This is a genomic window from Streptomyces aculeolatus, assembly GCF_020400605.1.
In the GTDB taxonomy this organism is placed as follows: domain Bacteria; phylum Actinomycetota; class Actinomycetes; order Streptomycetales; family Streptomycetaceae; genus Streptomyces; species Streptomyces aculeolatus.
This window is the reverse complement of record NZ_JAINRD010000010.1, coordinates 56,496-79,682: the sequence shown is the minus strand read 5'-3', so window position 1 is coordinate 79,682 and position 23,187 is coordinate 56,496. Positions and strand designations below refer to the sequence as shown.

The 23,187-nt window shown below is 75.1% G+C and carries 19 protein-coding genes; 11 read left to right on the top strand and 8 right to left on the bottom strand.

The window, feature by feature from the left end; translation table 11 throughout:
* Positions 1 to 18: 18 nt before the first annotated feature.
* Positions 19 to 1,089 (top strand): enolase C-terminal domain-like protein, encoded by a 1,071-nt coding sequence (locus tag LG396_RS18675; RefSeq protein ID WP_225795604.1) that lies wholly within the window; start codon positions 19 to 21, stop codon positions 1,087 to 1,089.
* A gap of 73 nt (positions 1,090 to 1,162) precedes the next feature.
* Here LG396_RS18675 and LG396_RS18670 read toward each other — a convergent pair whose 3' ends face one another.
* Complete coding sequence (locus tag LG396_RS18670; RefSeq protein WP_225795603.1) at positions 1,163 to 1,708, bottom strand: hypothetical protein; 546 nt, start codon at positions 1,706 to 1,708, stop codon at positions 1,163 to 1,165.
* 112 nt (positions 1,709 to 1,820) lie between these two features.
* The gene (locus LG396_RS18665; protein ID WP_225795602.1) at positions 1,821 to 4,769 is read right to left on the bottom strand and encodes an AfsR/SARP family transcriptional regulator; all 2,949 of its coding nucleotides are present in this window, start codon (positions 4,767 to 4,769) and stop codon (positions 1,821 to 1,823) included.
* Between the two features lie 222 nt (positions 4,770 to 4,991).
* On the opposite strand from LG396_RS18665, the gene LG396_RS18660 reads away from it, so the two are divergent.
* On the top strand, positions 4,992 to 5,498 hold the full coding sequence (locus LG396_RS18660) for a hypothetical protein (RefSeq protein WP_037744812.1): 507 nt from the start codon (positions 4,992 to 4,994) through the stop codon (positions 5,496 to 5,498).
* Positions 5,499 to 5,665: 167 nt separating this feature from the next.
* On the opposite strand, the gene LG396_RS18655 is transcribed toward LG396_RS18660, so the two are convergent.
* Both LG396_RS18655 and LG396_RS18650 read right to left on the bottom strand, forming a co-directional pair.
* Entirely contained in the window at positions 5,666 to 6,763 is a 1,098-nt protein-coding gene (locus tag LG396_RS18655; RefSeq protein WP_225795601.1) for a ligand-binding sensor domain-containing protein, read from the bottom strand.
* Positions 6,760 to 7,605, bottom strand: a complete 846-nt coding sequence (locus tag LG396_RS18650) for a hypothetical protein (protein ID WP_225795600.1) — start codon at positions 7,603 to 7,605, stop codon at positions 6,760 to 6,762. The genes LG396_RS18655 and LG396_RS18650 overlap by 4 nt, the downstream gene beginning before the upstream one ends.
* Before the next feature lie 236 nt (positions 7,606 to 7,841).
* Between LG396_RS18650 and LG396_RS18645 the strand changes: the two genes are divergently transcribed.
* The 5 genes from LG396_RS18645 (at position 7,842) to LG396_RS18625 (ending at position 11,743) form a co-directional block, all read left to right on the top strand.
* A complete protein-coding gene (locus LG396_RS18645; RefSeq protein WP_225795599.1) occupies positions 7,842 to 8,495 on the top strand; it encodes a class I SAM-dependent methyltransferase in 654 nt (217 codons plus the stop codon).
* A gap of 231 nt (positions 8,496 to 8,726) precedes the next feature.
* Entirely contained in the window at positions 8,727 to 8,921 is a 195-nt protein-coding gene (locus tag LG396_RS18640) for a hypothetical protein (protein ID WP_018842507.1), read from the top strand.
* A 62-nt stretch (positions 8,922 to 8,983) separates the two neighbouring features.
* Positions 8,984 to 9,763, top strand: coding sequence for a hypothetical protein (locus tag LG396_RS18635; protein WP_225795598.1), 780 nt, complete (start codon positions 8,984 to 8,986; stop codon positions 9,761 to 9,763).
* The gene (locus LG396_RS18630; RefSeq protein WP_225795597.1) at positions 9,760 to 10,683 is read left to right on the top strand and encodes a DUF6895 family protein; all 924 of its coding nucleotides are present in this window, start codon (positions 9,760 to 9,762) and stop codon (positions 10,681 to 10,683) included. The genes LG396_RS18635 and LG396_RS18630 overlap by 4 nt, the downstream gene beginning before the upstream one ends.
* Positions 10,684 to 10,699: 16 nt before the next feature.
* Positions 10,700 to 11,743, top strand: a complete 1,044-nt coding sequence (locus LG396_RS18625) for a serine hydrolase domain-containing protein (protein ID WP_225795596.1) — start codon at positions 10,700 to 10,702, stop codon at positions 11,741 to 11,743.
* 2 nt (positions 11,744 to 11,745) lie between these two features.
* Here LG396_RS18625 and LG396_RS39295 read toward each other — a convergent pair whose 3' ends face one another.
* The gene (locus tag LG396_RS39295; RefSeq protein WP_263979302.1) at positions 11,746 to 14,715 is read right to left on the bottom strand and encodes an NACHT domain-containing protein; all 2,970 of its coding nucleotides are present in this window, start codon (positions 14,713 to 14,715) and stop codon (positions 11,746 to 11,748) included.
* 98 nt (positions 14,716 to 14,813) lie between these two features.
* On the opposite strand from LG396_RS39295, the gene LG396_RS18610 reads away from it, so the two are divergent.
* Positions 14,814 to 15,026: a hypothetical protein gene (locus LG396_RS18610; protein WP_225795595.1), complete on the top strand. Its 213-nt coding sequence runs from the start codon at positions 14,814 to 14,816 to the stop codon at positions 15,024 to 15,026.
* 10 nt (positions 15,027 to 15,036) lie between these two features.
* Here LG396_RS18610 and LG396_RS18605 read toward each other — a convergent pair whose 3' ends face one another.
* Positions 15,037 to 15,990 (bottom strand): helix-turn-helix transcriptional regulator, encoded by a 954-nt coding sequence (locus LG396_RS18605; RefSeq protein ID WP_225795594.1) that lies wholly within the window; start codon positions 15,988 to 15,990, stop codon positions 15,037 to 15,039.
* A 100-nt stretch (positions 15,991 to 16,090) separates the two neighbouring features.
* Here LG396_RS18605 and LG396_RS18600 point away from each other — a divergent pair, with 100 nt between their 5' ends.
* Positions 16,091 to 17,353, top strand: coding sequence for an ATP-grasp domain-containing protein (locus LG396_RS18600; protein ID WP_225795593.1), 1,263 nt, complete (start codon positions 16,091 to 16,093; stop codon positions 17,351 to 17,353).
* Positions 17,354 to 17,377: 24 nt separating this feature from the next.
* On the opposite strand, the gene LG396_RS18595 is transcribed toward LG396_RS18600, so the two are convergent.
* On the bottom strand, positions 17,378 to 18,820 hold the full coding sequence (locus LG396_RS18595) for a hypothetical protein (RefSeq protein WP_225795592.1): 1,443 nt from the start codon (positions 18,818 to 18,820) through the stop codon (positions 17,378 to 17,380).
* Positions 18,821 to 18,915: 95 nt separating this feature from the next.
* Positions 18,916 to 19,404: a glutathione peroxidase gene (locus tag LG396_RS18590; protein ID WP_100302004.1), complete on the bottom strand. Its 489-nt coding sequence runs from the start codon at positions 19,402 to 19,404 to the stop codon at positions 18,916 to 18,918.
* A gap of 159 nt (positions 19,405 to 19,563) precedes the next feature.
* On the opposite strand from LG396_RS18590, the gene LG396_RS18585 reads away from it, so the two are divergent.
* Positions 19,564 to 21,768 carry a serine/threonine-protein kinase gene (locus LG396_RS18585; protein WP_225795591.1) on the top strand — a complete coding sequence of 735 codons (2,205 nt, stop codon included), beginning with the start codon at positions 19,564 to 19,566 and terminating at the stop codon, positions 21,766 to 21,768.
* Complete coding sequence (locus tag LG396_RS18580; protein ID WP_225795590.1) at positions 21,755 to 23,125, top strand: protein kinase domain-containing protein; 1,371 nt, start codon at positions 21,755 to 21,757, stop codon at positions 23,123 to 23,125. Before LG396_RS18585 ends, LG396_RS18580 begins: the two co-directional genes overlap by 14 nt.
* The last annotated feature ends 62 nt before the right edge of the window (positions 23,126 to 23,187 follow it).

The following is a 23,187-nucleotide window of genomic DNA, read 5'->3' as shown; positions in this document are numbered from 1 at the left end:
CTATGCGAGGGGCGAGCGATGCGTATCACCGACGTGACCGTGGAACTGGTCGACCTGCCTGCCCAGCCGGACTTCAGATGGCGCGCCGGGCTGCCCGGGGCGGAGGGCCCCGCCGTCGGCGGGATCCTGCGCATCCGTACGGACGACGGGATCTGCGGCGAGGCCCACACCCGGCGCGGCGCCATCCTCGCCGACCTGGTCGACCGCCGTATCCGGGAGGACCTGGTGGGCCGCGATCCGTCCCACCGCGAGTTCCTGTGGCACCGGCTGTGGGAGCTGGACCGCATCGAGGAGTTTCCCATCTATGCCCTCGGGCTCGTCGACGTCGCTCTGTGGGACCTCGCGGGCAAGGCCGCCGGGCTCCCCGTCCACAAGCTGCTCGGCACGTACCGCGAAGCCATGCCCGCCTACGCGAGCACGGTGACCTTCGCCAGCACGGCGGAGTACCTCGACGTGGCGGACCAGTGCGTGGAGGCCGGCTTCGCCGCCATCAAGCTGCACGCCTGGGGCGACGTACGGGCCGACGCCAGGCTGTGCCAGGAGCTGCGCGACCACGTCGGCGACGACGTCCCGCTGATGTACGACGGCTCCGCGGCCTTCGACCTCGCGGACGCGCTCTACCTCGGTGAGGCCCTGTCCGAGGCCGGATACACCTGGTACGAGGAGCCGATGCGGGAGTTCAGCGTCACCGCGTACCGGCGGCTCGCCGAGCGCGTCGCCGTCCCCCTGCTCGTCGCCGAGACCTCGGACGGCGCCCACATGAACGCCGCCGACTTCATCACCTCCGGTGCGGCGGGGAGGGTGCGTACCAGCGCGCAGTACAAGGCGGGCATCACCGGCGCCATGCGCGTGGCCCACCTCGCCGACAGCTTCCTGCTCAGGGCCGAGGTCCATGGCGCCGGGATCGTCAACGCCCATCTGTGCATGGCCATCTCCAACGCGACGTACTACGAATCCTTCGTCTACACCAACCCCGTCGTGCGCGAACCCTCGGTCGGCCCCGACGGGCTGCTGCGGGCGCCGACCGCACCCGGCATCGGCTACGACCAGGACGGCTGGTCGGCCGGCGTCGCATCCGCCCGGGTCTGAACCGGGCCGGCCCGGCCGTCCGGCGGGGGCGACGGCCGCCACGGCCGCCGCCCGCTCGCTGCCGGGCCGGGGGTCAGTGCGTGATGCTGATGCGGTAGCGCTCGGTGGCCACGGGCAATCCGTCCGTCTGGTGCGCCGCCGGCGTGTTCGTCGCGACCTTCGTCTCGTACAGCTCGCCGAGCGGTGCCTCGGGCAACTCGCCGGCCGTCAGCCGCGGCCGCGGTGCCACCACGCGCTGCGCCTCGGTGAACGCGCCGAGATTGCGGGCAGTCTCCCCCTGCTTGATCGCGTCGAGGATCCGCGCCGCGTTCTCACCGCCGCCGTCGAGGCCGGCCACGGAGGACTGGAAGCCGACGCCCGCGTTGAGGCCGGCTCCCCGCGCGAGCTTGCCCTCGATGATCGCGAGGTCCTCCGATCCGGACAGGCTGATCCAGCCGAGCATGCAGGGCAGGAAGTCGGCGCGGTAGAACTCGTTGTTGATGAACACCTGGTCCATGCTGGTGACGCCGACCTCGCCCCAACCGGCGCCGGTCAGCGCATCCGCGGCGTACAGGGCACGCAGGACGGCGGCCTGGTTCACCCGGCGCAGCAGTGAGGGATCGCCTCCGGTGGTGATCATGATCGGCTCTCCACGGGCGGGTTACTTGTGCAGCAATCAGAATTATTGCGCCCGACCGGGCCGGAGAGCCTCGGCGCCCCGGCCCGACGCGTCCTGCCCCGCGGGTGGTTCGTCAGAGCAGCAAGCGCAGGTCGGTCCTCTTCTCGGTGCACCCGGCGGGGCCGGCGAGGTGGGTGCGGATGGCGGCCGTGGTGGTCTCCTCGTCGTCGGTCTCGTCTATGCCGACGCCGGCGAGGATGGTCAGGGCGTGCTGCCAGTGGCCGCGCGCCTGCTTGCGCCGGCCGAGGGCCTGGTGGGCCCGGGCGAGGCCGCCGTGGGCCCGTGCCTGGTCCACGGGCTGGCCCAGCTCGCCCGCCAGCGCGAGCGCCTGGTCGTGGTGCGCGAGGGCCCCGGCCGGGTCGCCGGTGGCGTAGCGCAGCCGGCCCAGTCCCTGGTGGGCCTCGAACTGCCAGTTGCGGTTGCCGGTCTCCCGGGCCAGGTCGAGGAGTCGCCGGTAGTGGACGATGGCCTGTGCGTACCGGCCGCGCAGCCGGTGGATCAGCCCGGCGAGCGCGTCCAGTTCGCCGGGGCGGTGGCCGGCGGCGCTCGCGACGCGCAGTGCCTGCTCGAACAGGCCGGTGGCCTGCGTACGCCTGCCCTGCAGCCGGTGGATGTGGCCGAGGCCGGTCAGCGCGTCGAGTTCGCCGTGGTGGTGGCCGGTGGCGCGGGCGATGCGCAGGGCCCGCTGGTAGTGGTCGCCCGCCTGCGCGCGCCTGCCCTGCAGCAGATAGATCTGGCCGAGGCCGCTGAGCGCGTCGAGTTCGCCGTGGTGGTGGCCGGTGGCGCGGGCGATGCGCAGGGCCCGCTGGTAGTGGTCGCCCGCCTGCGCGTACCGGCCCTGCCGCCGGTGTATGTGGCCGAGCCCGGTCAGCGCCTCCAACTCGGTCACGTGCTGGCCGGTGGCGCGGGCCGCCGACACCGCCTGGTCGTGCAGGACCAGAGCGTCGTGGTAGCGGCCGCGGGTGCGCAGGTGCCGGTGCAGGATGGACGACAGGTTCGAGACGTACTCCGGCCTGCCGCGCTCGGTGGCGTGCTTCGCGGCGGCCAGCAGGTTGGGCAGCTCGCCGTCCAGCCAGCCGAGGGCGGTCGCCGCGTCGGGCAGGTCGGGGCGGGGAGTGCGCACCACCGGTACGTCCGGGCGGCGTTCGCTCCGGTACGGGTACGCCGCGTCCGCCGCGCGGGCGGCGGTGTGCCGGTAGTAGTCGAACAGCCGGGTCAGCGCCGCACGCGCGGCGTGCTCCGCCGGCCCGCCCGCGGCGGTGCGCGCCGCGTGGGCGCGTACCAGGTCGTGGAACCGGTACCGGCCGGGTGTGGGCTCGTGCAGCAGGTGGACGTCGAGGAGTTGCTCGACCATCCGCCCCGCGTGCGGCACCGTCGAGTCGAGCAGGGCCGCGGTGGCGTAGGCGTCGATGTCGGGGCCCGGGTGCAGGCCGAGCAGCCGGTACGTGCGCTGCTGGTCGGGGCTCAGGTGCCGGTACGACATGTCGAGGGCGGCAGCGACGCTGCGGTGCCCCGCTTCCAGCTCGTGCAGCCGCTGGTGCTGGTCCCGCAACCGGTCCACCAGGAGCGCCACATCCCAGGCGGGGTGCGACCTGAGCCGGGCCGCCGAGATCCGGATCGCCATCGGCAGCCGCCCGCACAGCTCGACGAGTTCCGCCAGCAGCGCGGGCGGCTCGTCGCGCACGCGTTGCCCGCCGACGGTCCGTACGAAGAGCCCCACCCCGTCCGGGAGCGGCAGGGTGTCCAGCGAGACCGCGCCCGTGCTGTCGAGCCCGGCGAGCCGGCGCCGGCTGGTGACCAGCACCAGGCAGCCCGGTGCTCCGGGCAGCAGCGGCGCCACCTGGGTCTCGGCGGCGGCGTTGTCCAGGACGATCAGCATCCGCCGGTCGGCGAGCCGGGTCCGGAACAGCGCCGCCCGCTCCTCGACGCCGTCCGGGATCTGCGGCGGGGGAGTGCCCAGCGCCCGCAGCACCTGATCGAGCGCCTCGTCCGGAGCGACGGGGGCGACGCCGGGCGTGTAGCCGTGGAGGTCGATGAAGAGCTGCCCGTCGGGGAAGCGGCCGGCGATCCGGTGGGCGACGTGGACGGCGAGCGCGGTCTTGCCGATCCCCGCCATCCCGTCGATGGCGCTGATCACCACCGCGGACGCGTCCTCCACCAGCTCCAGCGCGGCCACCTCGCGGAGCCGGCCGGTGAACATCTGCGGTGGCGGCGGCAGTTGCCGCGGCACCAGCCGGGCGATCCGCACCTCCGCGGGCGGCGGGGTCAGCACCGGGTCGGCGGAGAGGATCTGCCGGTGCAGCTTCTGCAGCATCCGGCCGGGCCGGACACCGAGTTCCTGGTCGAGCAGCCGGTGGACGCGGCGGTACGCGGCGAGGGCGTCGGCCTGCCGCCCGGCGCGGTAGAGGGCGAGCATGAGTTGCGCCCATAACCGCTCGCGCAGGGGGTGGCGCGCGGTCAGCGCCGCCAACTCGGCGGCGAGCGGCGCGGGCTCGGCGATCTCCAGCCGCGCCTGGACGCAGTCCTCCATCACCACCGAGCGCAGCTCCTCCAGCCGCTCGGCCTCGGGTTGCAGCGCGGCGGGCAGCGGCACGTCCTCCAGCACGGCTCCCCGCCACTGGGCGAGAGCGCCGCTGAGCCGTTCGACTGCGCACGAGTACCGCTGCTCGCCGAGCGCCCGCCGGCCCTCGACGGCCAGCTCCTCGAAGACGGCGGCGTCCAACTCGGCGGGTCCGGTGCGAAGCGCGTACCCGTTGTTCGCCCGGTACAGGCGGGGCGCCTCGGCCGGTTCGCCGCACTGGAGCAGACGCCTCAGATCGCTGACGTAGGACTGCAGATTGGCCCGTGCCGACGGCGGCGCCGCGTCCGACCAGAGCAGGTCGAGCAGCGTCTCCGTCGACACCGGCGTGTTGGCCCGCAGGAGCAGCACGGCCAGCAGCAGCCGCTGCTTGCGCCGGGACGGCTTCAGCAGCGATCCCGCGCCGTCCCTCGTCTCCAGGGCTCCCAAGATCCGAAAATCCATGATCCCCCGTTCCCCCGTTTCCCGATCCGCCGGCACGGCCCCCCTGTGAGTGAGGGTGGCCGCTCCCACTCACGCCGGCGATCGGGTCTGACATGAAGGCGCCGATTCCGGCGGGCACTCCACATCACCTACACAACTGTGTATAGCGCCTTGTATAGCACGAATCGGCAGCATCTCCTCACCTGCGGGCCGGACCCGCACACCACGAGAGAGAGGCTCCTCTTGATCAAGAATCAACGGATTCTCGTCGCGTCCCTGGCGGCGGCGATCACGCTTCTTCTGAGCCTGGTCGCAGGCTCCACGGCGGCGGCGCAGCCTCCGCCCGACCGGGACATGGGCGTGACGGCGGGTCAGCCGCACGCGTACAAGATCAACGGCAGTCAGACCGCGCGCGTGGAACACTCGGACCACATGTGGCGTGACGACCGGGCCGCTGCCGGCCGCAGTGCCAGAAAGCAGGTGCACGATCCGAACGGCTACTGCGCAAGGAGCGGATCCCTCTGCACCATCCAGATCTTCAACGGCGACCGGTACCGGGTGTACCACTTCCGTGGGTGCGCGCTCTTCGGTCTCGACAACTTCACGGGTCTGTGGGACAGCCACAACTGGCAATCGCGTACGGCGTTCTTCCTGGACCAGAACGGCGCCAAGCACGCCGAATACTGGTCAGGAAGGGCCAGTAACGTGAACTGGTCTCCGGTGTGGCGGATCCGTACGTGTGCCCGCTGAGGTGCCCCGGGCCGCGGTAGCGGCTGATCCGGGGGCGGACCGAAGACCGGCCCCGGAGCACTGAAGCAGTTCGCACCTGCACGACAGCGGCTCGGCGTGGTTCCCGGCGCCGGGCCGCTGTCGCGAGCCGAGCCGGGACTCCCCTTCACCGCCGGCAAGCGGCCGTTTCAGCCCGGAGGCAGCTTCCTCCTGGGGCCCGGCGGGAGGTAGTCCCTCGTCGTCTCGGCGATGCTCCTGCGGTGGCGGGGCGTGCGGGCGCGGCTGATGCCCCCCTTGCCCCTGGCGTACGGGTACGTGCCGAACCACAGGTCGCCGTCGCGGTCCTGGACGATGGTCCGCACCAGGTTCTCCACCAGTCCGCGGCCGCGCGTGAACGTCTCCCAGTTCGTGCCGTCGAAGCGGCTGACGCCGCCCTCGGTGCCGAACCACATCCTGTGCTCCGCGTCGATGAACATGGCGTAGACCCGGTCGTGCACCAGGCCGTCCGCCGTGGTCATGCGGTGCCATGTGCCGTTGCCGTAGACGGAGACGCCCTTGAGGGTGCCGAACCACATCCGCCCCTCGGGGTCCTCGAACATCGAGTACACGCAGTCGTCGAGGAGCCCGTCCCGGCGCGTGAACTGCTGCCACGACGAGCCGTCCCAGCAGCCGACCCCGGCGCCGCGGCCGTGCTCGTAGGTGCCCACCCAGATGCGGCCGCGCGAGTCCTCGAAGACCTTCAGGACCTCCAGGCTCGGCAGGCCCTCCTTCTTGGAGAACGCGTGCCAGCGCCGCCCGTCGAACCGGTGCAGGCCGCCGCCGGTCCGGGTGGCGCGCCAGCAGCCGGCCCACAGGTTCCGGTCGCGGTCGAAGTGGATGTTCAGGATGCTCACGCCGGTCAGGCCGGCGGCGACGAACCGGTCGGCCGCCTCGTCGAAGCGGTTGAGACCCGCGTCCGTGGCGGCCCAGATGTCGCCGTGCGCGTCCTGCCTGATGCAGGTCACCGCATCGCTGACCAGTCCGTGCCGGCGGCCGTAGGCCCGCCACCTCCCGCCTTCGCGGACCGCGAGGCCGCCGCCCCAGGTACCGACCCACATGCGTCCCGCGGAGTCCTGGAAGACGTCGTAGATCCAGTTGTGCGGGAGGCCGTTCGCCGTGGTGAACGAGTCCCACTCCAGCGGCTCGCTCCGCTCGTCCTCCTCCAGGAACCGCCGCATCAGGTCCCGTACCTCGCTGCGGGCCGTCGGTCCGCGGGACGTCCGCCGGCGCAGTGCTCCCTCGCTCACAGACCTGCTCCGTCCTCGTCGCGTGCGCTGCCGGCCAGGGTCTCCAGACGGCGGCGGAGCAGTTGCACCCGCTCGGCCTCGGTGTCGATCGCCCGGCGGATCTGCTCGTTCCGCTCCCGCATCCGCTCCCGGGTCTGCTCCGGGTGGTCCCGCTCGTCCTGCGTGATCTCCCGCCGGAGCGCCCGCAGGCGGTCGTCCAGCCGCCAGGCGGCCGCCCGGTACTCGCGCAGGCGGGCCTCGGCCTGCTCCCGGGTGATCGTCCGGCCGTCGGCCTCCGCCGCGCCGACCGGGCCCCGGTACTGCAGGACGAGGGCCTCCATGAGGACGAAGTCCCTTGACCGGTACGCCGAGTACGCCATGTCGAAGTCCGAGAAGGACGTGTCCGAGGTGTCGGCGTGGACGGACGGCAGGACGATGCGCTTGAAGTCCCGGAGGATCCGCTTGCGTGCGGCCTCGTCCAGCCCGTCGCCGGTCGCGTCGCCGGGTTCCTCCGCGTCGCCGGGCGCGCCGGCGGCGGCATCGGCGCCGTCCTCGTCGGCGCGCGCGGCGTCCAGGACGGCGCGCACGTCGTCCTCGATCTCGCCTGCGCTGCCGTAGCCGCCCCGGTCGATCCGCGCGCGGATGCGCTCCAGCTCCGCTTCGAGGCGCTTTCGCCGGCCGATGACCTCGTGCAACTGCTGCGCGGCATGCAGCACCTGGGCGCTGAACGCGTCCTCGAACTCGCGCATGCGCGCCGCAAGTCCCACGTACTCCGCGAGTCCGCGCACCACCCCCTCGCGCACCTCCTCGGTCGCCTCGACGAGGTCCGCGATCGTCCGGAACCGGGGCACCAGCCTGCTCACCTGTCCACCTCACCGCCGCCCGCTCCCGGCACTGCCGGGGGCGGTCCGCTACGGGCCGTTGCGTTGCGGCAGCATTGTGGCCCGCGGCGCCCGGGACCCCTCCCGCGGCGCCGGGGACCCGGCCGGGCGCCGGTCGGCGCGGCCGTTCCCCGTGTGTCCGTGCGCCCTCGGGTGAGCCTGTCGTGCGCCGGTGCGCGCGGCCCGGCGGTGTCAGTGGCGGCTGCGAGGATCGGGTCATGACGAACTCCACCGCCATCGGCGCTTACTGGGACGGTCAGGCAGCGGTCTTCGACGACGAGGCCGACCACGGCCTGCGGGACGACGCCACGCGGGCGGCGTGGGCGGCCCGGCTGGAGTCGTGGATCGGAAGGCCCGCAGCCGACGTGCTCGACGTCGGCTGCGGGACCGGCTCGCTGACCTGCCTGCTGGCCGCCGCCGGCCACCGGGTCACCGGTGTCGACCTGGCCCCGCGGATGGTCGAGCGGGCCCGGGCCAAGGCGGCGGCCGCCGGACTGGAGGCCAGGCTGTTCGTGGGCGACGCCGCGGTTCCGCCCACGGGGGACGACAGGTTCGACGTCGTCCTCTCGCGGCACCTGGTGTGGACGCTGCCGGAGCCCGAGGCCGCGCTGCGGGAATGGGTGGCCCGGCTGCGGCCGGGCGGCGTGCTCGTGCTGGTCGAGGGGCGGTGGGGGGCCGCAGCGCCGGTCGCCGAGCCGTACGGGGCGGGCACCGGCGTGCTGCCGTGGAGCGGTGGCGTCGGGGCCGAAGCGCTGGCCGGCGCGGTGCGGCCGCTGGTGGCCGACGTGCGGGTCGAAGACCTCGGCGGCGACGAGCAGTTGTGGGGCCGGCCGGTCACCGACGAGCGCTACGTCCTGATGGGCCGGGTGTGAACGGGCCGCCGCGGGCGGCCTGCCCGACGCGTTAAACCTCAGTGCTCCCGGGAGCACCCTTCGTGTGATCTCCATGCTTGTGGGATCTAAGTGGCAGGCGGGGAGGGGACACCGACGTTGGTGCAGTGAGCCGGATGGGTGACCACCGGCCGCACCCGTCGCGCTCGTCACTGCGCGGCGCAGTCACTCCCTCCCGTCGCAAACCGCGAGGGGACGACTCTTGGAGGCAAGATGTCCGTACAGACGACCCCGGCTCTCTCCCCCGTCCGGGCCGGTGTGGCAGAGAGGGCCGCACTCACGGCGCTGGTCGACGAGCCGGAGGCTCCGTTCTCCGACGCGCCCGTGTACTCCCCGCAGGGCACCGGTGTCCTGCTGCTGCTCGCCCTCCTGTCCCCGAAGACCCCCAAGGAGTCGCGCCCCTCGTAACGGTCCGCGGACCGGAAACCGAACGACGACGTCCGTGACCGACAGCAGAAGGTGAGCGCCCGATGTCGAATGCCGCACTGGGGGCCGACTACGCCCAAGCGGTGGAGCGATTGGCCGGGCGCGTCCTGGGTGCCCTTCGGGGCACCCAGGTGCCGCTGCCGGCCGTGTCCGACGCGGACCGGCCGGCAGACACCACCGCGCTGGCGGCCGTGCGCGTCATGGGGCCCGACCTCTTCGCGCCGGCGCTCTTCTGCCGGCAGCCGCTGCCGCAGCCCGACCGCGACACCCTGGACACCGCCCTGCGGGTCTTCCCGCCGCGTCCCGGGGACAGCGTCGAGGCACGCTGGCGCGATCGCACCACGGCCGCGCTGCTCGCCCGCGGTGCGGCCGGGGCCGACCCGGCGGGCCCGTACGCGGGCGGGGAACCGTACGCGGACGAGGACTCCGAGCGCGCCGCGCTCGCCGAAGCGGCCGGGATCGCCGGCATCGTCGAGGACGCGGAGGACACCGAACTGACGTGGCAGGAGCGGTCGCAGCGCATGGCGCGGCTCGCCCCGCTGGCGCTTCCGGAGGTGGACGGGCCCTACCAGCAGCGGGCCTGTCTGCATGTCCGCGCGCTCAGCAGGGGCGCCACCCGCTCCCTGATGCGCCGCGACCACCCCACCGCCGCCCGGCTCGTCCGCTGGCTCGCCCTGGCCCAGAGCCGGGGCGCGTCCCCCGCCCTCGACGTGCCGACGGTGCTGGACCACCTGCGGCTCTGGGGCGCCCCCAGCGCCCGTACCGCGCTCGACCTCGCCATCGCCAGAAGACTTCTGGCCGCAACCGAAGGAGGCCCCCGATGAGCGCCTACGGGCCGGCCGCGGAGGAGGTGCGCACCACGGCGCTCCGCACGGGCACGAGGGCGCTGGACTGGCTGCACCGCAACCACGTGCAGGGCACGTTCGCCGACGGCGCGACGGCCGAACTGGCCGAGCCCGACAGCGTCTACAAGCCGCTGGCCGAGCTGTCCCTCGCCGCGTCGCTGGTGATGCGCGACGCCGCGTTCCCCGCGGCCCAGCGCGACACCGCAGGCGAACTGCTCGACTTCGCCTGGGACCAGCTCCGCGGCGGCGACCTGCTCTACGAACGGCAGCTGCGGTTCCCGGCCATGACCGACCCGCTGGAGACCTACGTCCACTTCCACCGCGCCGGCTACCGCCACGAGCGGCTCCAGGAACTGCTCGCCCACCTGGCGTCCCTCACGTCGTACCGCGAGTACGAGCACGTGCCCAACCGCCGCATGGCGGTGGCCAACGCGACCCGCGTCGTCGGTGGAGCCGACCCGACCGACTGGCCCGCGCGCACCGCGGCCACCTGGCTCGGGTCGACGCCCGAGCCGTGGACGATGGACTGGATGACGGCGTACCACGTGACCCACACCGTCTTCCATCTCACCGACTGGGGCGCCCAGCCGCACGCCCTGCCGCCCCACCTGCGCGACTACCTGGCCACCTGGCTGCCGGTGTGGACGGACGTGTGGGCGGAGATCGAGGAGTGGGACCTCGTCGCCGAACTCGTCATCGTCGACGCCTGCATGCCGCAGCCGGCCTTCGAACCGGATGCCTGGCGGCGGCTGGCCGCCGCGCAGCACGACGACGGGCTCCTCCCGCGCGACGGCAGGACCGGCGGGGACGGGGACGGCCGGCGGTTCGAGGACCATTACCACACCGCCGTGGTCGCCACGGTCGCCGCCTCCCTTGTGCTCTCGCGCCTGGGCGCCTAGCCGGGCGGCGGGCGACGTGAACATCCGCGACCAACCCCTCAAAGCCGTGGCCGCCGCCGCGGAACCGCGGGCGGCGGTGGCCGTCGCCGTCTCCGTGACCGGTGCGTACCGCACCCTGTGCCGCGGCGGCATCGACCGCACCGGCACCGCGTCCGTCACCGACCGCACCCGCTTCGAGGTCGGCTCGGTGACCAAGACCTTCACCGCGCTGCTGCTCGCCGACACCGCCGCGCGCGGCGAGGTCGGCCTGACCGGCCGGATCGCCGAACGCCTCCCGTACGCGGCCCTCCCGCGCGGACACGGCCGGTCCATCACCTACGAGCACCTGGCGACCCACACCTCCGGCCTGCCCCGGCTCCCGCCCGGGCTGCTGCTGAAGGGGCTGCCGTCGTGGTTCGCCAACCCGTACCGGTCGTTCACCCCCGACATGCTGCTGCCGGCGCTCGGCCGCGCCGTCGTGCACCACCCGCCCGGCACCGTCACGCGCTACTCCAACCTCGGCGTCGGACTGCTCGGCCGGCTGCTGGCGGACGGCGCCGGCACGGACTACGGGTCGATGCTCCGCACGCGCATCCTCGACCCCCTCGAACTCAAGGACACCGGCACCGTGGCCCCGGCCCGCCCGGACCCCGACTACGCCGTCGGCTACTGGCACGGCCGCCGCCGCCCGCCCTGGGTCATCCCGGCCCTCCCCGGCGCGGGCGCGGTCCGCTCCAGCGCCCGCGACCTGATCCGCTTCCTGCGCGCCCACCTCGATCCGGAGGACTCCGACGTCCCCGGGGCGCTGCGGATCCCGCTGGCGGAGGTCGTCCGCATCCGTGCACTGCCCGCGCAGGACGAGGAGAAGTCGGGGCTCGGATGGAGCGCGCGGACCCTCGCGGGGGCGACGCTGTACTTCCACAGCGGCGCGACCCGCGGCTGCACGGCGTTCGTGGGCCTGAGTCCGGAGCGGGAGGTGTGCGTGGCGGCGCTGACCAACTCGGGGGTCACGCTGCGCAGCCGGTTCGTGCAGTCGGCGTACCTGCTGCTGCGGGGGCTGGCGCTGGGGGAGGCGAAGTGACCTCAGGGGATGCGCGGGCGGGGGGTCCGGGTGACGGTGCCCTCGGGGAAGTGCTCGGCTCCGGTGACGGTGGTGGCCTTGTGCAGCGAGATGGAGGCGAGGTCGGGCATGCCGCGCAGTGGGGTGAGGTCGATGTGCCGGTGGTCGGCGTGGCAGGAGATGGACAGCGTCGTGAGCCCCGGGAGCCTGCTGCGTACCAGGTCGAGGTCGTCTCCGGGACGCCACGAGTACAGGCGCAGGATGCGGACCTGCGGCGACGGCGGCAGCAGCGCGAGCATGGACAGGTGGGCGTCGAGCTGCAGCACGAGGTACTGGAGCCGGGACAGCTCGCCGGCCTGCGCGAAGCCCTCGATGGGACCGCAGAGGTTGAGCCGGGTGAGGCGGGGCCAGCGGCCGATGCCGTCCAGCCTCAGGTGGTGGTGGGCGGTCGGGCCCAGCCTGATGTCGACGAGGTCCGCGGCGACGGGTAGTGAGCCCAGGTCCGGGTAGGGCAGCGCGCCGTCCAGCATGAGCTGCCGGATTTCGTGCAGGTGGGCCAGCCCGGCGATGACCTCGGGATCGCACTCCCACAGGTCGAGCGCGGTCACCCGGGAGCCCGCCAGCGGGGTGATGTCCGTGAGGCGCCGGCAGCGGACGAGGCTCACCCGTCGCAGCTCCGTGTACGGGGCGAGGAAGGCCAGGTCGCGCAGCGTGCGGTTCTCGGCGAGGGAGAGCCGCCGCAGCCGCGCGGGGTCGAGGGCGTCGGTGAGGGCGTCGGCGGGGAAGTCCCCCCGGACGGTGACCGCCCGCGGAGTGTCCAGCGTGCGCAGCGCGGAGAGCTGTTCTGCCGAACTCACGTCGATGAACCGCAGGTCGGGGATGTGGGTGAGGATGTCGCGGACGTAGTCGCCGGTGTCGTAGCGGTCCCAGACGTGCTGCAGCTGCCAGGCCACGACCCGGGCGGCGGAGCTGCGGAACCGCTTCAGCACCGTCAGGGCGGCGTCGCCGCCGATACGGCCGGCGGTGAGCACGACCGCTTCCGCTTCGTCCTCCTCCAGGCCCTCCGGCCCGGGCAGCAGATCGAGGACCACGGGTCCGGCGGCGGCGAGGACCGCGGCCTCGTCCCGGTGCCGGGGCGGCAGCAGCGCCCGGGTGCGGGACTGGACCGCCTCCCGGACGGCGGGGTCGAGTTCGGTGGCGTGCTCCAGGCAGGCGGTGGCGAGCAGGTGCAGGCGGGTGCGGTGGGCGGGGGTGCGGTCGCCGCGGGCGATGAGCCGGGTGAGGAAGCGGGCGCGTTCATGGGGGCGGGCGTGGGCGGTGGCCATGCGCAGCACGTCCTCCCACTGGTCGTCGTGGGCGTGCCGGACCAGGAGCGGGATGTCGCGGGCCTCGACGGCCGCCTTGGCGCCCAGGTAGTCCTGGAACGTGCGGTGGACGAAGTCGACGGTGTCGGCGGCCGGGGTGCGCAGCAGCCCGCTGCGGGCCAGCAGGTGCGCGAGGACCTGCTCGGCGTCCGCCTGCTCGGCGACGGCGGGCATCGCCGGCAGGGCGTCGGCGATGAGTTCGGTGGCCAGGTCGCGGTCCAGCTCGGTCTGGCCGTTGCGGATCAGCCAGTACGCCAGGCGCTGGAGCAGCTGGATGCTCTGCCGCTCGCTCAGCACCACGTCCTCCGGCGCGGTGATGTCGCGTTCGTCGTCACGGCGGTGCAGCAGCATCGACAGCGCCGCCTGGTACAACTCCATCCGTCCGTGCGGCAGATGTCCGCGGCGGTCCCGGTGCAGTGCGCACACCAGCGCGCACAGCAGCGGCGTGCTCACCAGCCGGGCCAGGTCGCGCTGGGCGCGCACCGTGTCCTTCAGGCTCTCGCCCAGGCCGTCGATGTCGGCGCGTTCCGCGTCGCTGCCCGCCGTGGCGGCGACCGCGCGGTGCCAGCGGTCGACGAAGACGGCCACGTCCCGGTTGTTCATCGGCCGGATCGTCAGATCGGTGAAGTCGCTGTCGGCCAGCCAGCCTTCGGGCACGGCGGACGGCCGGGTGGTGACCACGTACGTCGCCCGGGGGTAGGCGGCGAGCAGGTCGTACAGCCATTGGCGGGCCACGTGCCGCTGGGCCTGCGGGATCTCGTCCACGCCGTCGACCAGCAGCACCGCGCGCCCCGCCGTCAGCAGCCCGTCCGCCCAACCGGGCGGCTGCGCCGCCGCGAGCGGGCAGCGGACCGCGGCCAGGTACTCCTCCGGGGCCGGCAGTTCGCCCCGGCGCACCAGGGTGCGCAGCGGCAGCCAGAACGGCACGCCCCCGCCGAGCTGGGCCAGCCCTTCGGGCAGCGTGCCGCCGGCGGTCGACACCGCCAGCCACTGCAGCAGCGCCGTCTTGCCGCAGCCGGCCAGCCCGCGGACCAGGACCCGCCGCAGCCCCGCGAGCGCGTGCTCGGCGCGCTCCACCGTCACCTCGGTCCGGTGCCCCTGGGCGGCGGCCCTGCCCCCGCCGTCGGTCACGGCGCGGAACGTCGGGGTGGCCAGCTCCAGGCTGAGGTAGGCCGCGTCCAGCGGCCAGCGGGCCCGGTCGGGCCGCGACAGGTCCAGGCCGATCACCGAGAGCATGCCGTGGCGCTCGGCCACGTACCGCCGGTAGCGCTCCTCGAACGGCACCGTCCCGCCGCCGCCCGGACCCGTCCCGGCCGCGGGGCCCGCGGGAGCGGGCTGCGGGACGTCCGGCCGGGCCCTGGCGCGCAACCGCAGCAGCTCCTCGGCATCCGCACCGAGCGCCCGGGCCAGCGCCACCACCGTGGCCTCGCTCGGCACCCCGGACCCGTTCAGCGCGCGGCTGACCGTGGTGTGCCCCAACTCCGCGCGGCGCTCCAGCCCGGACACCGACAGCCGCCGCTCGACCCGTAATCGCCGCAGCCGGCCCGCCAGTTCCGCGAGCGCCTCTTCCCGGTCGCCGTCGCCGTCCGCCCGCACCCCCGGTCCTTTCCCGCCTGCGCCGTCCCCCATACGTGAGCGTTCATCTTCGTACGCCCCGAACGCCCGCGTACGCCTCTCCGGCCATTTTCGTTGCGGACCGTATGCCCGCGCCGGAAGGGAACAGTCACATGACCGCATCGCCGACCATCCTGACGATCCTTGCGCTCGCCCTGCTCGCCGCCGCGCTCCTCGCCCTCCTGGCCGCCGTCGCCACCGGGCTGCTGGCCCGCGCCGACGGCGCCTCCGCCCCCGCCGCTCTGCTGCGCGCCGGGGCCGCCTTCGGCGCGACGCTCACCGTGGCGGCCGCGCTGCTCGCCCTCGTCGTCGGCGCCCTGACGTGACCCGCTCCTCCTACGCCTCCGGCGCCCCCGGCTCCGACGCGGCCGTCAGCCGCGCCGCCAGCGCCGCGACCGCCGCGCGCAGTTCCGGGCCGCCCTCCACGCGGAAGGCGAACGGCATCCGCGCCAGCCAGTCCCGCGCGTACATCACCGGCGTGCTCGTGCTGCCGGTCAGCACGCAGCCGTCGCCCGCCGCCTCCAGGCGCCCCATCGGCGGCCGCACCCACCGCGCGACCTCCGCCACCGGCGCGTCGAACACCACGCGGGCCGGGTACTCCCAGCCGGTGCCGAGGTTCTCCTCCAGCACCGCGACCGGGTCGAGGCCGGCGGGCGGCGTGAAGGCGCGGGTGGTCCGGTGGACCCCGCCGATGCGGTCGACGCGGTAGGTGCGGATCGCGTCCGCGCGGTGCGAGCGGCACAGCAGGTACCAGCGCCCGTGGCGTACGACCACCGCCCACGGGTCGACCAGCCCCTCCGACTCCCGTCCCGCCTCGCTGCGGTACGCGATCCGCACGCTGCGCCGCTCCGCGCACGCCGCGACCAGCGCGCCGGTGGTGCCCGGGTCGGGGCGGGCGGCGTTCGGGTCGGGTGCGGCGGAGGCGTGGTCGCGGAGCGTCGCCGCCTGCCGGCCGACGCTCTCCGGCAGCGCCCGGACCACCTTGTCCAGCGCCTTGCCCACCAGCTCGTCCGCGTCGTCGAGCGCCGCCATGACCAGCGCCAGCGCCTCGGCCTCGGTGAAGACCACCGGAGGCAGCCGCGCGCCGCGCCCCAGCCGGTAGCCGCCGTACGGGCCGCGGGCCGACTCGACCGGGACGCCGGCCTCCCGGAGGATCCCGACGTACCGGCGCGCCGCCCGCTCGGTGACGCCCAGTTCCCCGGCGAGTTCGTCCGCGGTCGCGCCGGGCCGCGCCCGGAGGATCTCCATCGTGCGCAGGGCCCGCGCGGTGGGGCTGAGGTCGTTCGGCACCCGGGCAGGTTAGGCGGCCGTCGCATATTCCGGAAGTGGATTGTCCGGAACCGGTCGTAGCGTGTCGGGCGATCCCACCGCACGGAAGAGGGAAGCGATCATGGACACCGCACAGCCGCCGGCCCCTGCGCGCCCCCGCGTGCTCGTCGTCGGAGGCACGCTCGCGCAGGTGCGCAAGGCCCGGGAGCTCGGGCTGGACGTCGTGCACGTCCAGTACCCCGACGCCTACGACCGCGGCCACTGGCCGTACGTCGACCAGGCCCTGCTGCTCGACTACGGGGACGCCGGCCGCCTGCTGCCGCTGGTGCGGGCGCTGCACGCGGCGTACCCGCTGCGGGCGGCGGTGTCGCTCTTCGAACTCGGGCTCCTGCCCGCGGCGCGGATCAACGAGGCGCTCGGGCTCGGCGGCGAGTCCGTCGAGACCGTGGAACTCCTGCTGGACAAGGGCCGGATGCGCGGGCGCCTCGCCGCGCGCGGCGTCAGCCCGGTGGCCGCTGCGGTGGGCCGGACGGCGGCGGACGTACGGGAGTTCGCAGCCGCGCACGGGCTGCCGATGATCGTCAAGCCGGTCCGCGAGTCGGGCAGCCTGGGCGTGTTCCACGTACGGGACCGGGAGGACGTGGAATCCGTCGCCGCGCGGTTCCGGTCGCTCGACGGCGCGTGGAGCGCACGCGACCTCGCCGACGCCGGCTCCTTCGAGGAGTTCCTGATGGAGGAGTACCTCGAAGGCCCTGAGATCAGCGTGGAGACCCTCAGCTTCGACGGCCGGCACGTGGTGGTCGCGGTGACCGACAAGGAGACGGGCGGCGCTGGCTTCGTGGAGGTCGGCCACACGCAGCCCAGCGCGGCTCCGCCCGGCGTGCTGGGCGACGCCGCGCGGCTGGTCGCGGAGTTCCTCGACGCCGTCGGGCTGCGCAACGGCCCCGGGCACACCGAGGTCAAGCTGACCGCCCGCGGCCCGCGGATCGTCGAGTCGCACAACCGCGTCGGCGGCGACCGCATCGCCGAGCTGACCCGGATCGCCTACGGCGTCGACATGGAGCGGTACGCCCTGGCCGCCGGGCTCGGCATCCTCGAACCGCCGGCCGCGGCTCCCGAACCGCGGGGCGGTGCGGCCGTACGGTTCCTCACGCCGGAGCCCGGCCGCGTGGTGGAGGTGACCGGCGCCGACGAGGTGCGCGCGGACCCGGCCTGCGTCGAACTCCACCTGGGCGTGCGCGCCGGCTCCGTGGTGTCCCCGCTGACCTGGAACGAGGACAAGGCCGGCCACGTCCTGGCCCGCGGCGCCACCGCCGCTGAGGCCGCCGCCCACGCCCGCCGCCTCGCCGCGGCGGTCGGGATACGCACCGGGCCCGTCGGGTGAGGGCGCCCGCCGGGGGCGCCGGGGTCAGGGGCTGCGCGGTGCGAACTCCGTCGTGGTGAACGCCACCGCGTCCCGCGCCGAGGCGCCGTCGGTGATCCACCAATACGTGGGGGACTCCCCGTACGTCGCGAAGAGCGGGTCCGGCGCCCAGTTGAGGATCAGTTCGTCGGTGCCGTCCCCGTCGAAGTCCGCGGCGCCCGCGGGCCGGGCGTTGCGGTCCTTCGCGGGCGTCCGCTTGCCCTCGGGGGTGCGCGCCGGACCCTCGCGCAGCACGGACGTGCGCTCGTCGCCGTCGATGAGCGTGGCGTCCTCGTACGTCGAGACGACCAGCGCGTCGCGGCCGTCGCCGTCCGGGTCGGCGGCGGTGAAGCCGCCGGGGCCGTAGTACGAGTCGCCCTCGCCGGCCGGCGGCTCCGGCAGGTCGAGGACGACGGGGTCGCCGCCGTCGCCGGGGTAGAGCGTGGCCTTGCCGTCGACCTCCGGCGCCTCCGTCTCGTAGCCGGGCTCGTTGTTGCGCCCGCCGTCGTCGCCCACGGCGACGTCGCGCCGCCCGTCGCCGTCGAAGTCCCCGAAGGCGTGGGCGCTGCCGGCCACCAGCTCGCGGCCGTCGGCGGACAGGCCGGATCCGGGGCTCGCCGGGAAGAGGGTGTTCGCGGACTGCTCGCCGTCGTTGACGCCCTGGAGCAGCAGTGAGGTCGCGCGCGGCTCGCCGGTGGGGTCGATCTCGTCGGCGATGAGCGTGCCCTCCTCGTTCGGCAGACCGGTGTCGGTGCGCGCGGGCTCGCCGGCCCGGGTGAACGGCCCGTACATCACCACGAGCACTCCGCCCGCGGGGCCGAGTCCCTCCAGGGCCAGGTCGTGGTGGCCGTCGGCGTCGAAGTCCCCGCGCTCCAGCGAGCCCCAGGTGGCGCCGGCCACGTCCGCGGGCAGCCGGAGTGCAGCCGTCTCGGGGTCGGGCACGGGCTGCCGCGGGCCGCCGAAACTCACGTAGGGCACGGTCTCCGACTCCTCGGCCGCCGCCACGGTCGTGACGAAGTCGGGGAAGCCGTCGTCGTCCAGATCGGCGTTGACCAGGTGGTTCACCGAGAGGCGGGCGTCTCCGGGGGCGGCGGGCGAGGCGTCCGGCAGACCGAGTTCGGCGCGCCGCAGGACGGTGTGCGCAGCCGGGTCGAGGCCGTCGGCCGAGCCGTAGACGACGCCGACGCACTCCTCGGCGGTCTGCGGATCGTCGCCGAGGTACACGGGTACGAGCAGGTCGCGGTGGCCGTCGCCGTTGATGTCGTCCGGATCCTGCGAGCCCTCGCCGGGCGCCGGGGAGCGGGTCGCATCCGGGGGCGCGGGCACGCCGGGCTCGGACGGGCCGTCCGCCGAGGGCGACGTCCCGCCGCCCCCGTCGTCGTCACCGCAGGCGGTGAGGACGAGCAGGGGGCACAGGGCGAGCGCGGGGAGCGCGGTACGGCGGATCATGTGCGCCACTGTCGCAGCGCGCGGAGCGCCGCCTCTGCGGCGAACGGGCGATCGTTGCACGTTCGTTGGCAACCGGCGGCCGCGCGCCGCGGGGGTCAGCGCGGCAGGACGGACTCGACGGCCGCGATCAGCGCGGCGTCGTCCGGCGCGGTCCGCGGGCGGAACCGGGCGACCGGCTTGCCCGCGGCGTCCAGCAGGAACTTCTCGAAGTTCCACTGCACGTCGCCCGCCGCCCCGTCGGCGTCCGGCAGCTGCACCAGCTCCCGGTACAGCGGGTGCCGGTCCGGGCCGTTGACCTCCAGCTTCTCGAACATCGGGAAGGTCACGCCGTACGTCGCCGAGCAGAACGTCGCGATCTCCTCGGCCGTGCCCGGCTCCTGGCCGCCGAACTGGTTGCACGGGAAGCCGGCGACCGCGAAGCCCCGGTCCGCGTACTGCGCGTGCAGCTTCTCCAGGCCCGCGTACTGGGGGGTCAGTCCGCACTTCGAGGCCACGTTGACGGCGAGCACCGCGGTACCGCGGAACTGCCCCAGCGAGGCGGGTGCACCGGCCAGGGTGCGCAGCTCGACGTCGTAGACGCTCATGGGCAGCAGGTCCTCTCCGCGTGTGGTCGTCGCTTCGGTACGGCATCACCCGTACCCGCCGCAAGTCTGCCATCCGGGGATCTTCGGGAGGCCACCCGGTGGGCCTACGCTTCGGCTGGTCGGCACGGCGGCCCGGGCGCGGAGGGGAGGAGGGGCGCGTTGGAGGAGCTGGAGCGCGGCGATCCGCGGGAGGTCGGCGGCTACCGCGTGCTGGGGCGGCTCGGCGCCGGCGGCATGGGCGTCGTCTACCTCGGCCGCTCGCCCGCCGGGACGCTCGTGGCGGTGAAGGTCGTCAGTCCCCGGCTGGTCGGCGACGGCCGGTACCGTGCCCGCTTCCGCCGCGAGGTCGCCGCCGCCCGCACGGTCACCCGCGCCTACACCGCGCCGCTCGTCGACGCCGACCCGGACGCCGAGCCCCCGTGGCTGGCGACCGCGTACCTCCCGGGGCTCTCCCTCGACGAGGCGGTCGGCACGTTCGGCGCGCTGCCCACCGCCGTGGTGCGGCTGCTGGCCTCCGCGCTCGCGGAGGCGCTCGCCGCGATTCACGGCGCCGGCCTGGTGCACCGCGACTTCAAACCGGGCAACATCATGCTCACCCCCGGCGGCCCGCGTGTCATCGACTTCGGCATCGCCCGGCCCGAGGACTCCGCGACCCTCACCCAGGACGGCGCGCTGCTCGGCACGCCCGGGTTCATGTCGCCGGAGCAGGCCGCGGGCGGACGCGCCGGGCCGCCGGCCGATGTGTTCGCCCTCGGCTCGGTGCTCGCGTACGCGACGGCGGGCAAGGCGCCCTTCGACGCCGGCAACCGGATCGACACGCTGCAGCGGATCCGGCGCGGGCAGGCCGACCTCGCCGGCGTGACGGACCGCCGGCTGCGCTCGGTCGTCGCGGCCTGCCTGCGCCGGGACCCGCGCCACCGGCCGGCCCCGGACGCGTTGCTGGACCTGCTGGGGGAGCCCGCGGCCAGCGTGCACGGCACGCGCTGGCTGCCCGCCGCGCTCGCGGAGGAGATCGACGCCCGCACCGCCCGCACGCCGTGGCCGCAAGCAGGGGCGGTCGCGCCGGTACGGCCCGGGGAGGCGACCGCGGACCCGTTCGCCGAGACGGCCGCGACCGGCACGACGGGCGAGGCGGGCGCGCCCGGGCCGGGCGGGCCCCGCGGTGCGCCCGGCCCGGCCGGCACCCCCGGCGGCGGCACGCCCCGTACCCGCCGCCGCGCCCTCCTCCTCGGGCTGGGCGCCGCCGCCGTCGCCGGCGCGGCGGCCCTCGCCCGCCCGCTGCTCGACGGGTCCGACGGCGCCCCGCCCGCCGACGGCCGCGGCCGGGACCCGGGTACGCGGACCACGCCGCCGCCCCCCGAGGCCGGGGCCGTCTGGCGGAAACGGGCCCGCTACCGCGGCGACAGCCCCACCGGCCTCCACACCGCCGGCGGCGTGCTCTTCGCCCACGGCGGCGACAGGCCCGGCGTGCAGGCCCTCGACCCCCGTACGGGCGACGAGCTGTGGCGGCACCGCTGGGACGACGACGGCGGCGGCGGCGAGTTCGCCACCGGAGACGGAACGGCCTACCTCGTGGGCCCGGCGGGGGACGGGGCCGAGCGCGTCGTGGCGGTCGACCCCGCCACCGGCGGCGAACGCTGGACGTACGAGGAGGAGTTCGGCTTCATCCAGTCCGTGGTCGCCGCCGGCGGGCTCACGTACGTCGCCACCGACCGCCTCGTCGCGCTGGACAGCCGCGGCGGCGGCGAACGCTGGTCCCACGCGGCCAACGTCTTCTCCCTCACGGTCGGCTCCGGACTCCTCCTCGCCGACGACGGCGAGGAGGTCACCGCGCTCGGCGCCGCCGACGGCAAGAGGCGCTGGAGCCACCCCGCCGAGGACACCACCGCCGTACTCGCCGCGGACGGCCTCGTCTTCGTCTGCGACGCCTTCCTCCACCTCGTCGTGCGCACCGCGGACGGCCGCACGGCATGGAAGCGGCAACTGGACTACCCCAGCACCGTGCACGCCGCCGCCGGCGGCCTGCTCTACGTCGAGCAGAAGCGCCGGCTCCAGGCGTGGCGCGCGGCCACCGGCGACCACGTCGGGTCGTTTCCCGGCCAGGGCTTCGTCGCACTCGCCGGCGGCGCCGTCCACGTCCGGGGGAGCGGTACCGAAGACGCCGCCACCGGCGGGGGCGAGCGGCTGTACGCTCTGGACCCGGCCGACCGGAGCGTCCTGTGGACGTACGGCGGCGCCGAGTACGTCCACGACCTCACCGCCACCGCCGGGCTGGTGTTCGCCGGCCTCCCCGACGGGTACGTACAAGCCCTCAGACCCCCCACCGCACGCCGGCCGAACGGAGGCACGAGTGGAGCCCCTTGAGCCCGACGACCCCCGCTCCCTGGGCGGGCACCGCATCCTGGCGCGCCTCGGCAGCGGCGCCACGGCCGTCGTCTACCTCGGCCGCTCCCGCGGCGGGCGCCTGGTGGCCGTCAAGGTCGTGCACGCCGAGCGGCTGCGCCGGCCGGACGCGGTGGACCACTTCGTACGGGAGGTCGCCGCCACCGCCGCCGCGGGCGGCGTGCACAGCCCGCCGGTCGTCGCGGCCGACCCCGGCGGCCGGGTGCCGTGGATGGCGACGGAGTTCGTGCCGTCGGTCTCGCTGCACGAGGCGGTGGAGCGGTTCGGGCCGCTGCCCGCCCACTCGGTGCGCCGGCTGGCCGCCGGGCTCGCGGAGGCGCTGGCCGCGGTGCACCGCGCCGGCGTCGTCCACCGCGACGTCAAGCCCGCCAACGTGCTGCTCACCGCCGAGGGGCCCAAGCTCGTCGACTTCGGCATCGCCGCCGCCGCGCAGCCCGCGGAACTCGCGGGCACCCCCGGCTTCATGTCGCCCGAGCAGGTCGCCGGCGCCGTGGCAGGGCCGGCCACCGACGTGTACTCGCTCGGCTCCACGCTCGCCTACGCCTGTGCCCGCGGCGGCACGGAAGGCGGCGGGCCGCCAGGGCCCGAGGACGACGCCCCCCTGCGCGAGTTGATCGCCGACTGCCGCCGCCCGGAGCCCGAGGAACGCCCCGCGCCCGCCGCGCTCGGCGCCCGCCTCGCCGCGGCCGAGGGTCCGCACCCCCCGCCCCCCGGCGCCGGCTGGCTGCCCGCGCCCGTCCTCGCGGCGATCGACGCGCACGCCGGCGAGGCCGCCAACCCCCCGCTGGCGCCGGCCGGTTCCCCGCGCCGCCGCCTGCTGCTCGGCGGCGCGGCCGCGCTTGCGGCCGCCGCCGTCGCGGGCGCCGCCGTCCTGTTCGCCGTGCGCGGGGACGAGCCGCGGCCGAAGGCGCCGGAGCACGCGGGCTCCGGGGCCGAGGACTCCGCGCCGCCCGTCAGGAAGCCCGAACCGCCGCCGCCGCTCGAACCGGTGCCGGTCGAGATCGTCCTCACCGGCGACGGACCCGTCCAGGAGATGACGTACTCCGTCAACCGCAAGCCGGTGACGCTGAAGGACGTCGCGCTGCCCTGGCGCAAGACCGCCGAGGTCCCCCGGGAGAACGGCTCCGCCGCCTGGAGCCTGGACATGTCCCACTACGGCGAGGTCACCTACGAGATCCACGTCGACGGCCGCAAGCAGATGTCGCAGCGCTCGCCCAACGCGGGTATCCCCGCCGCGATGCGCGGCCCCGGCCCGTACAGCGCGGAGGCCGCCGGCGAGGTGGCCTTCGCCGTCCCGCCCGCCGACTCGCGCGCGTAGTCCGGCCCGCTTAGTCTCCCGGGCCCGGGACCCCTCCGGGCCGGGGGTGGCTACGGTGAGGC

What these genes read in the sequence shown, in the direction of transcription:
- LG396_RS18665 (WP_225795602.1), bottom strand. Translation starts at nt 4,769, where the DNA reads ATGGATTTTCGGATCTTGGGAGCCCTGGAGACGAGGGACGGCGCGGGA.
- LG396_RS39295 (WP_263979302.1), bottom strand. Translation starts at nt 14,715, where the DNA reads ATGGGGGACGGCGCAGGCGGGAAAGGACCGGGGGTGCGGGCGGACGGC.
- LG396_RS18675 (WP_225795604.1), top strand. Translation starts at nt 19, where the DNA reads ATGCGTATCACCGACGTGACCGTGGAACTGGTCGACCTGCCTGCCCAG.
- LG396_RS18645 (WP_225795599.1), top strand. Translation starts at nt 7,842, where the DNA reads ATGACGAACTCCACCGCCATCGGCGCTTACTGGGACGGTCAGGCAGCG.
- LG396_RS18670 (WP_225795603.1), bottom strand. Translation starts at nt 1,708, where the DNA reads ATGATCACCACCGGAGGCGATCCCTCACTGCTGCGCCGGGTGAACCAG.
- LG396_RS18595 (WP_225795592.1), bottom strand. Translation starts at nt 18,820, where the DNA reads ATGATCCGCCGTACCGCGCTCCCCGCGCTCGCCCTGTGCCCCCTGCTC.
- LG396_RS18630 (WP_225795597.1), top strand. Translation starts at nt 9,760, where the DNA reads ATGAGCGCCTACGGGCCGGCCGCGGAGGAGGTGCGCACCACGGCGCTC.
- LG396_RS18590 (WP_100302004.1), bottom strand. Translation starts at nt 19,404, where the DNA reads ATGAGCGTCTACGACGTCGAGCTGCGCACCCTGGCCGGTGCACCCGCC.
- LG396_RS18640 (WP_018842507.1), top strand. Translation starts at nt 8,727, where the DNA reads ATGTCCGTACAGACGACCCCGGCTCTCTCCCCCGTCCGGGCCGGTGTG.
- LG396_RS18635 (WP_225795598.1), top strand. Translation starts at nt 8,984, where the DNA reads ATGTCGAATGCCGCACTGGGGGCCGACTACGCCCAAGCGGTGGAGCGA.
- LG396_RS18610 (WP_225795595.1), top strand. Translation starts at nt 14,814, where the DNA reads ATGACCGCATCGCCGACCATCCTGACGATCCTTGCGCTCGCCCTGCTC.
- LG396_RS18600 (WP_225795593.1), top strand. Translation starts at nt 16,091, where the DNA reads ATGGACACCGCACAGCCGCCGGCCCCTGCGCGCCCCCGCGTGCTCGTC.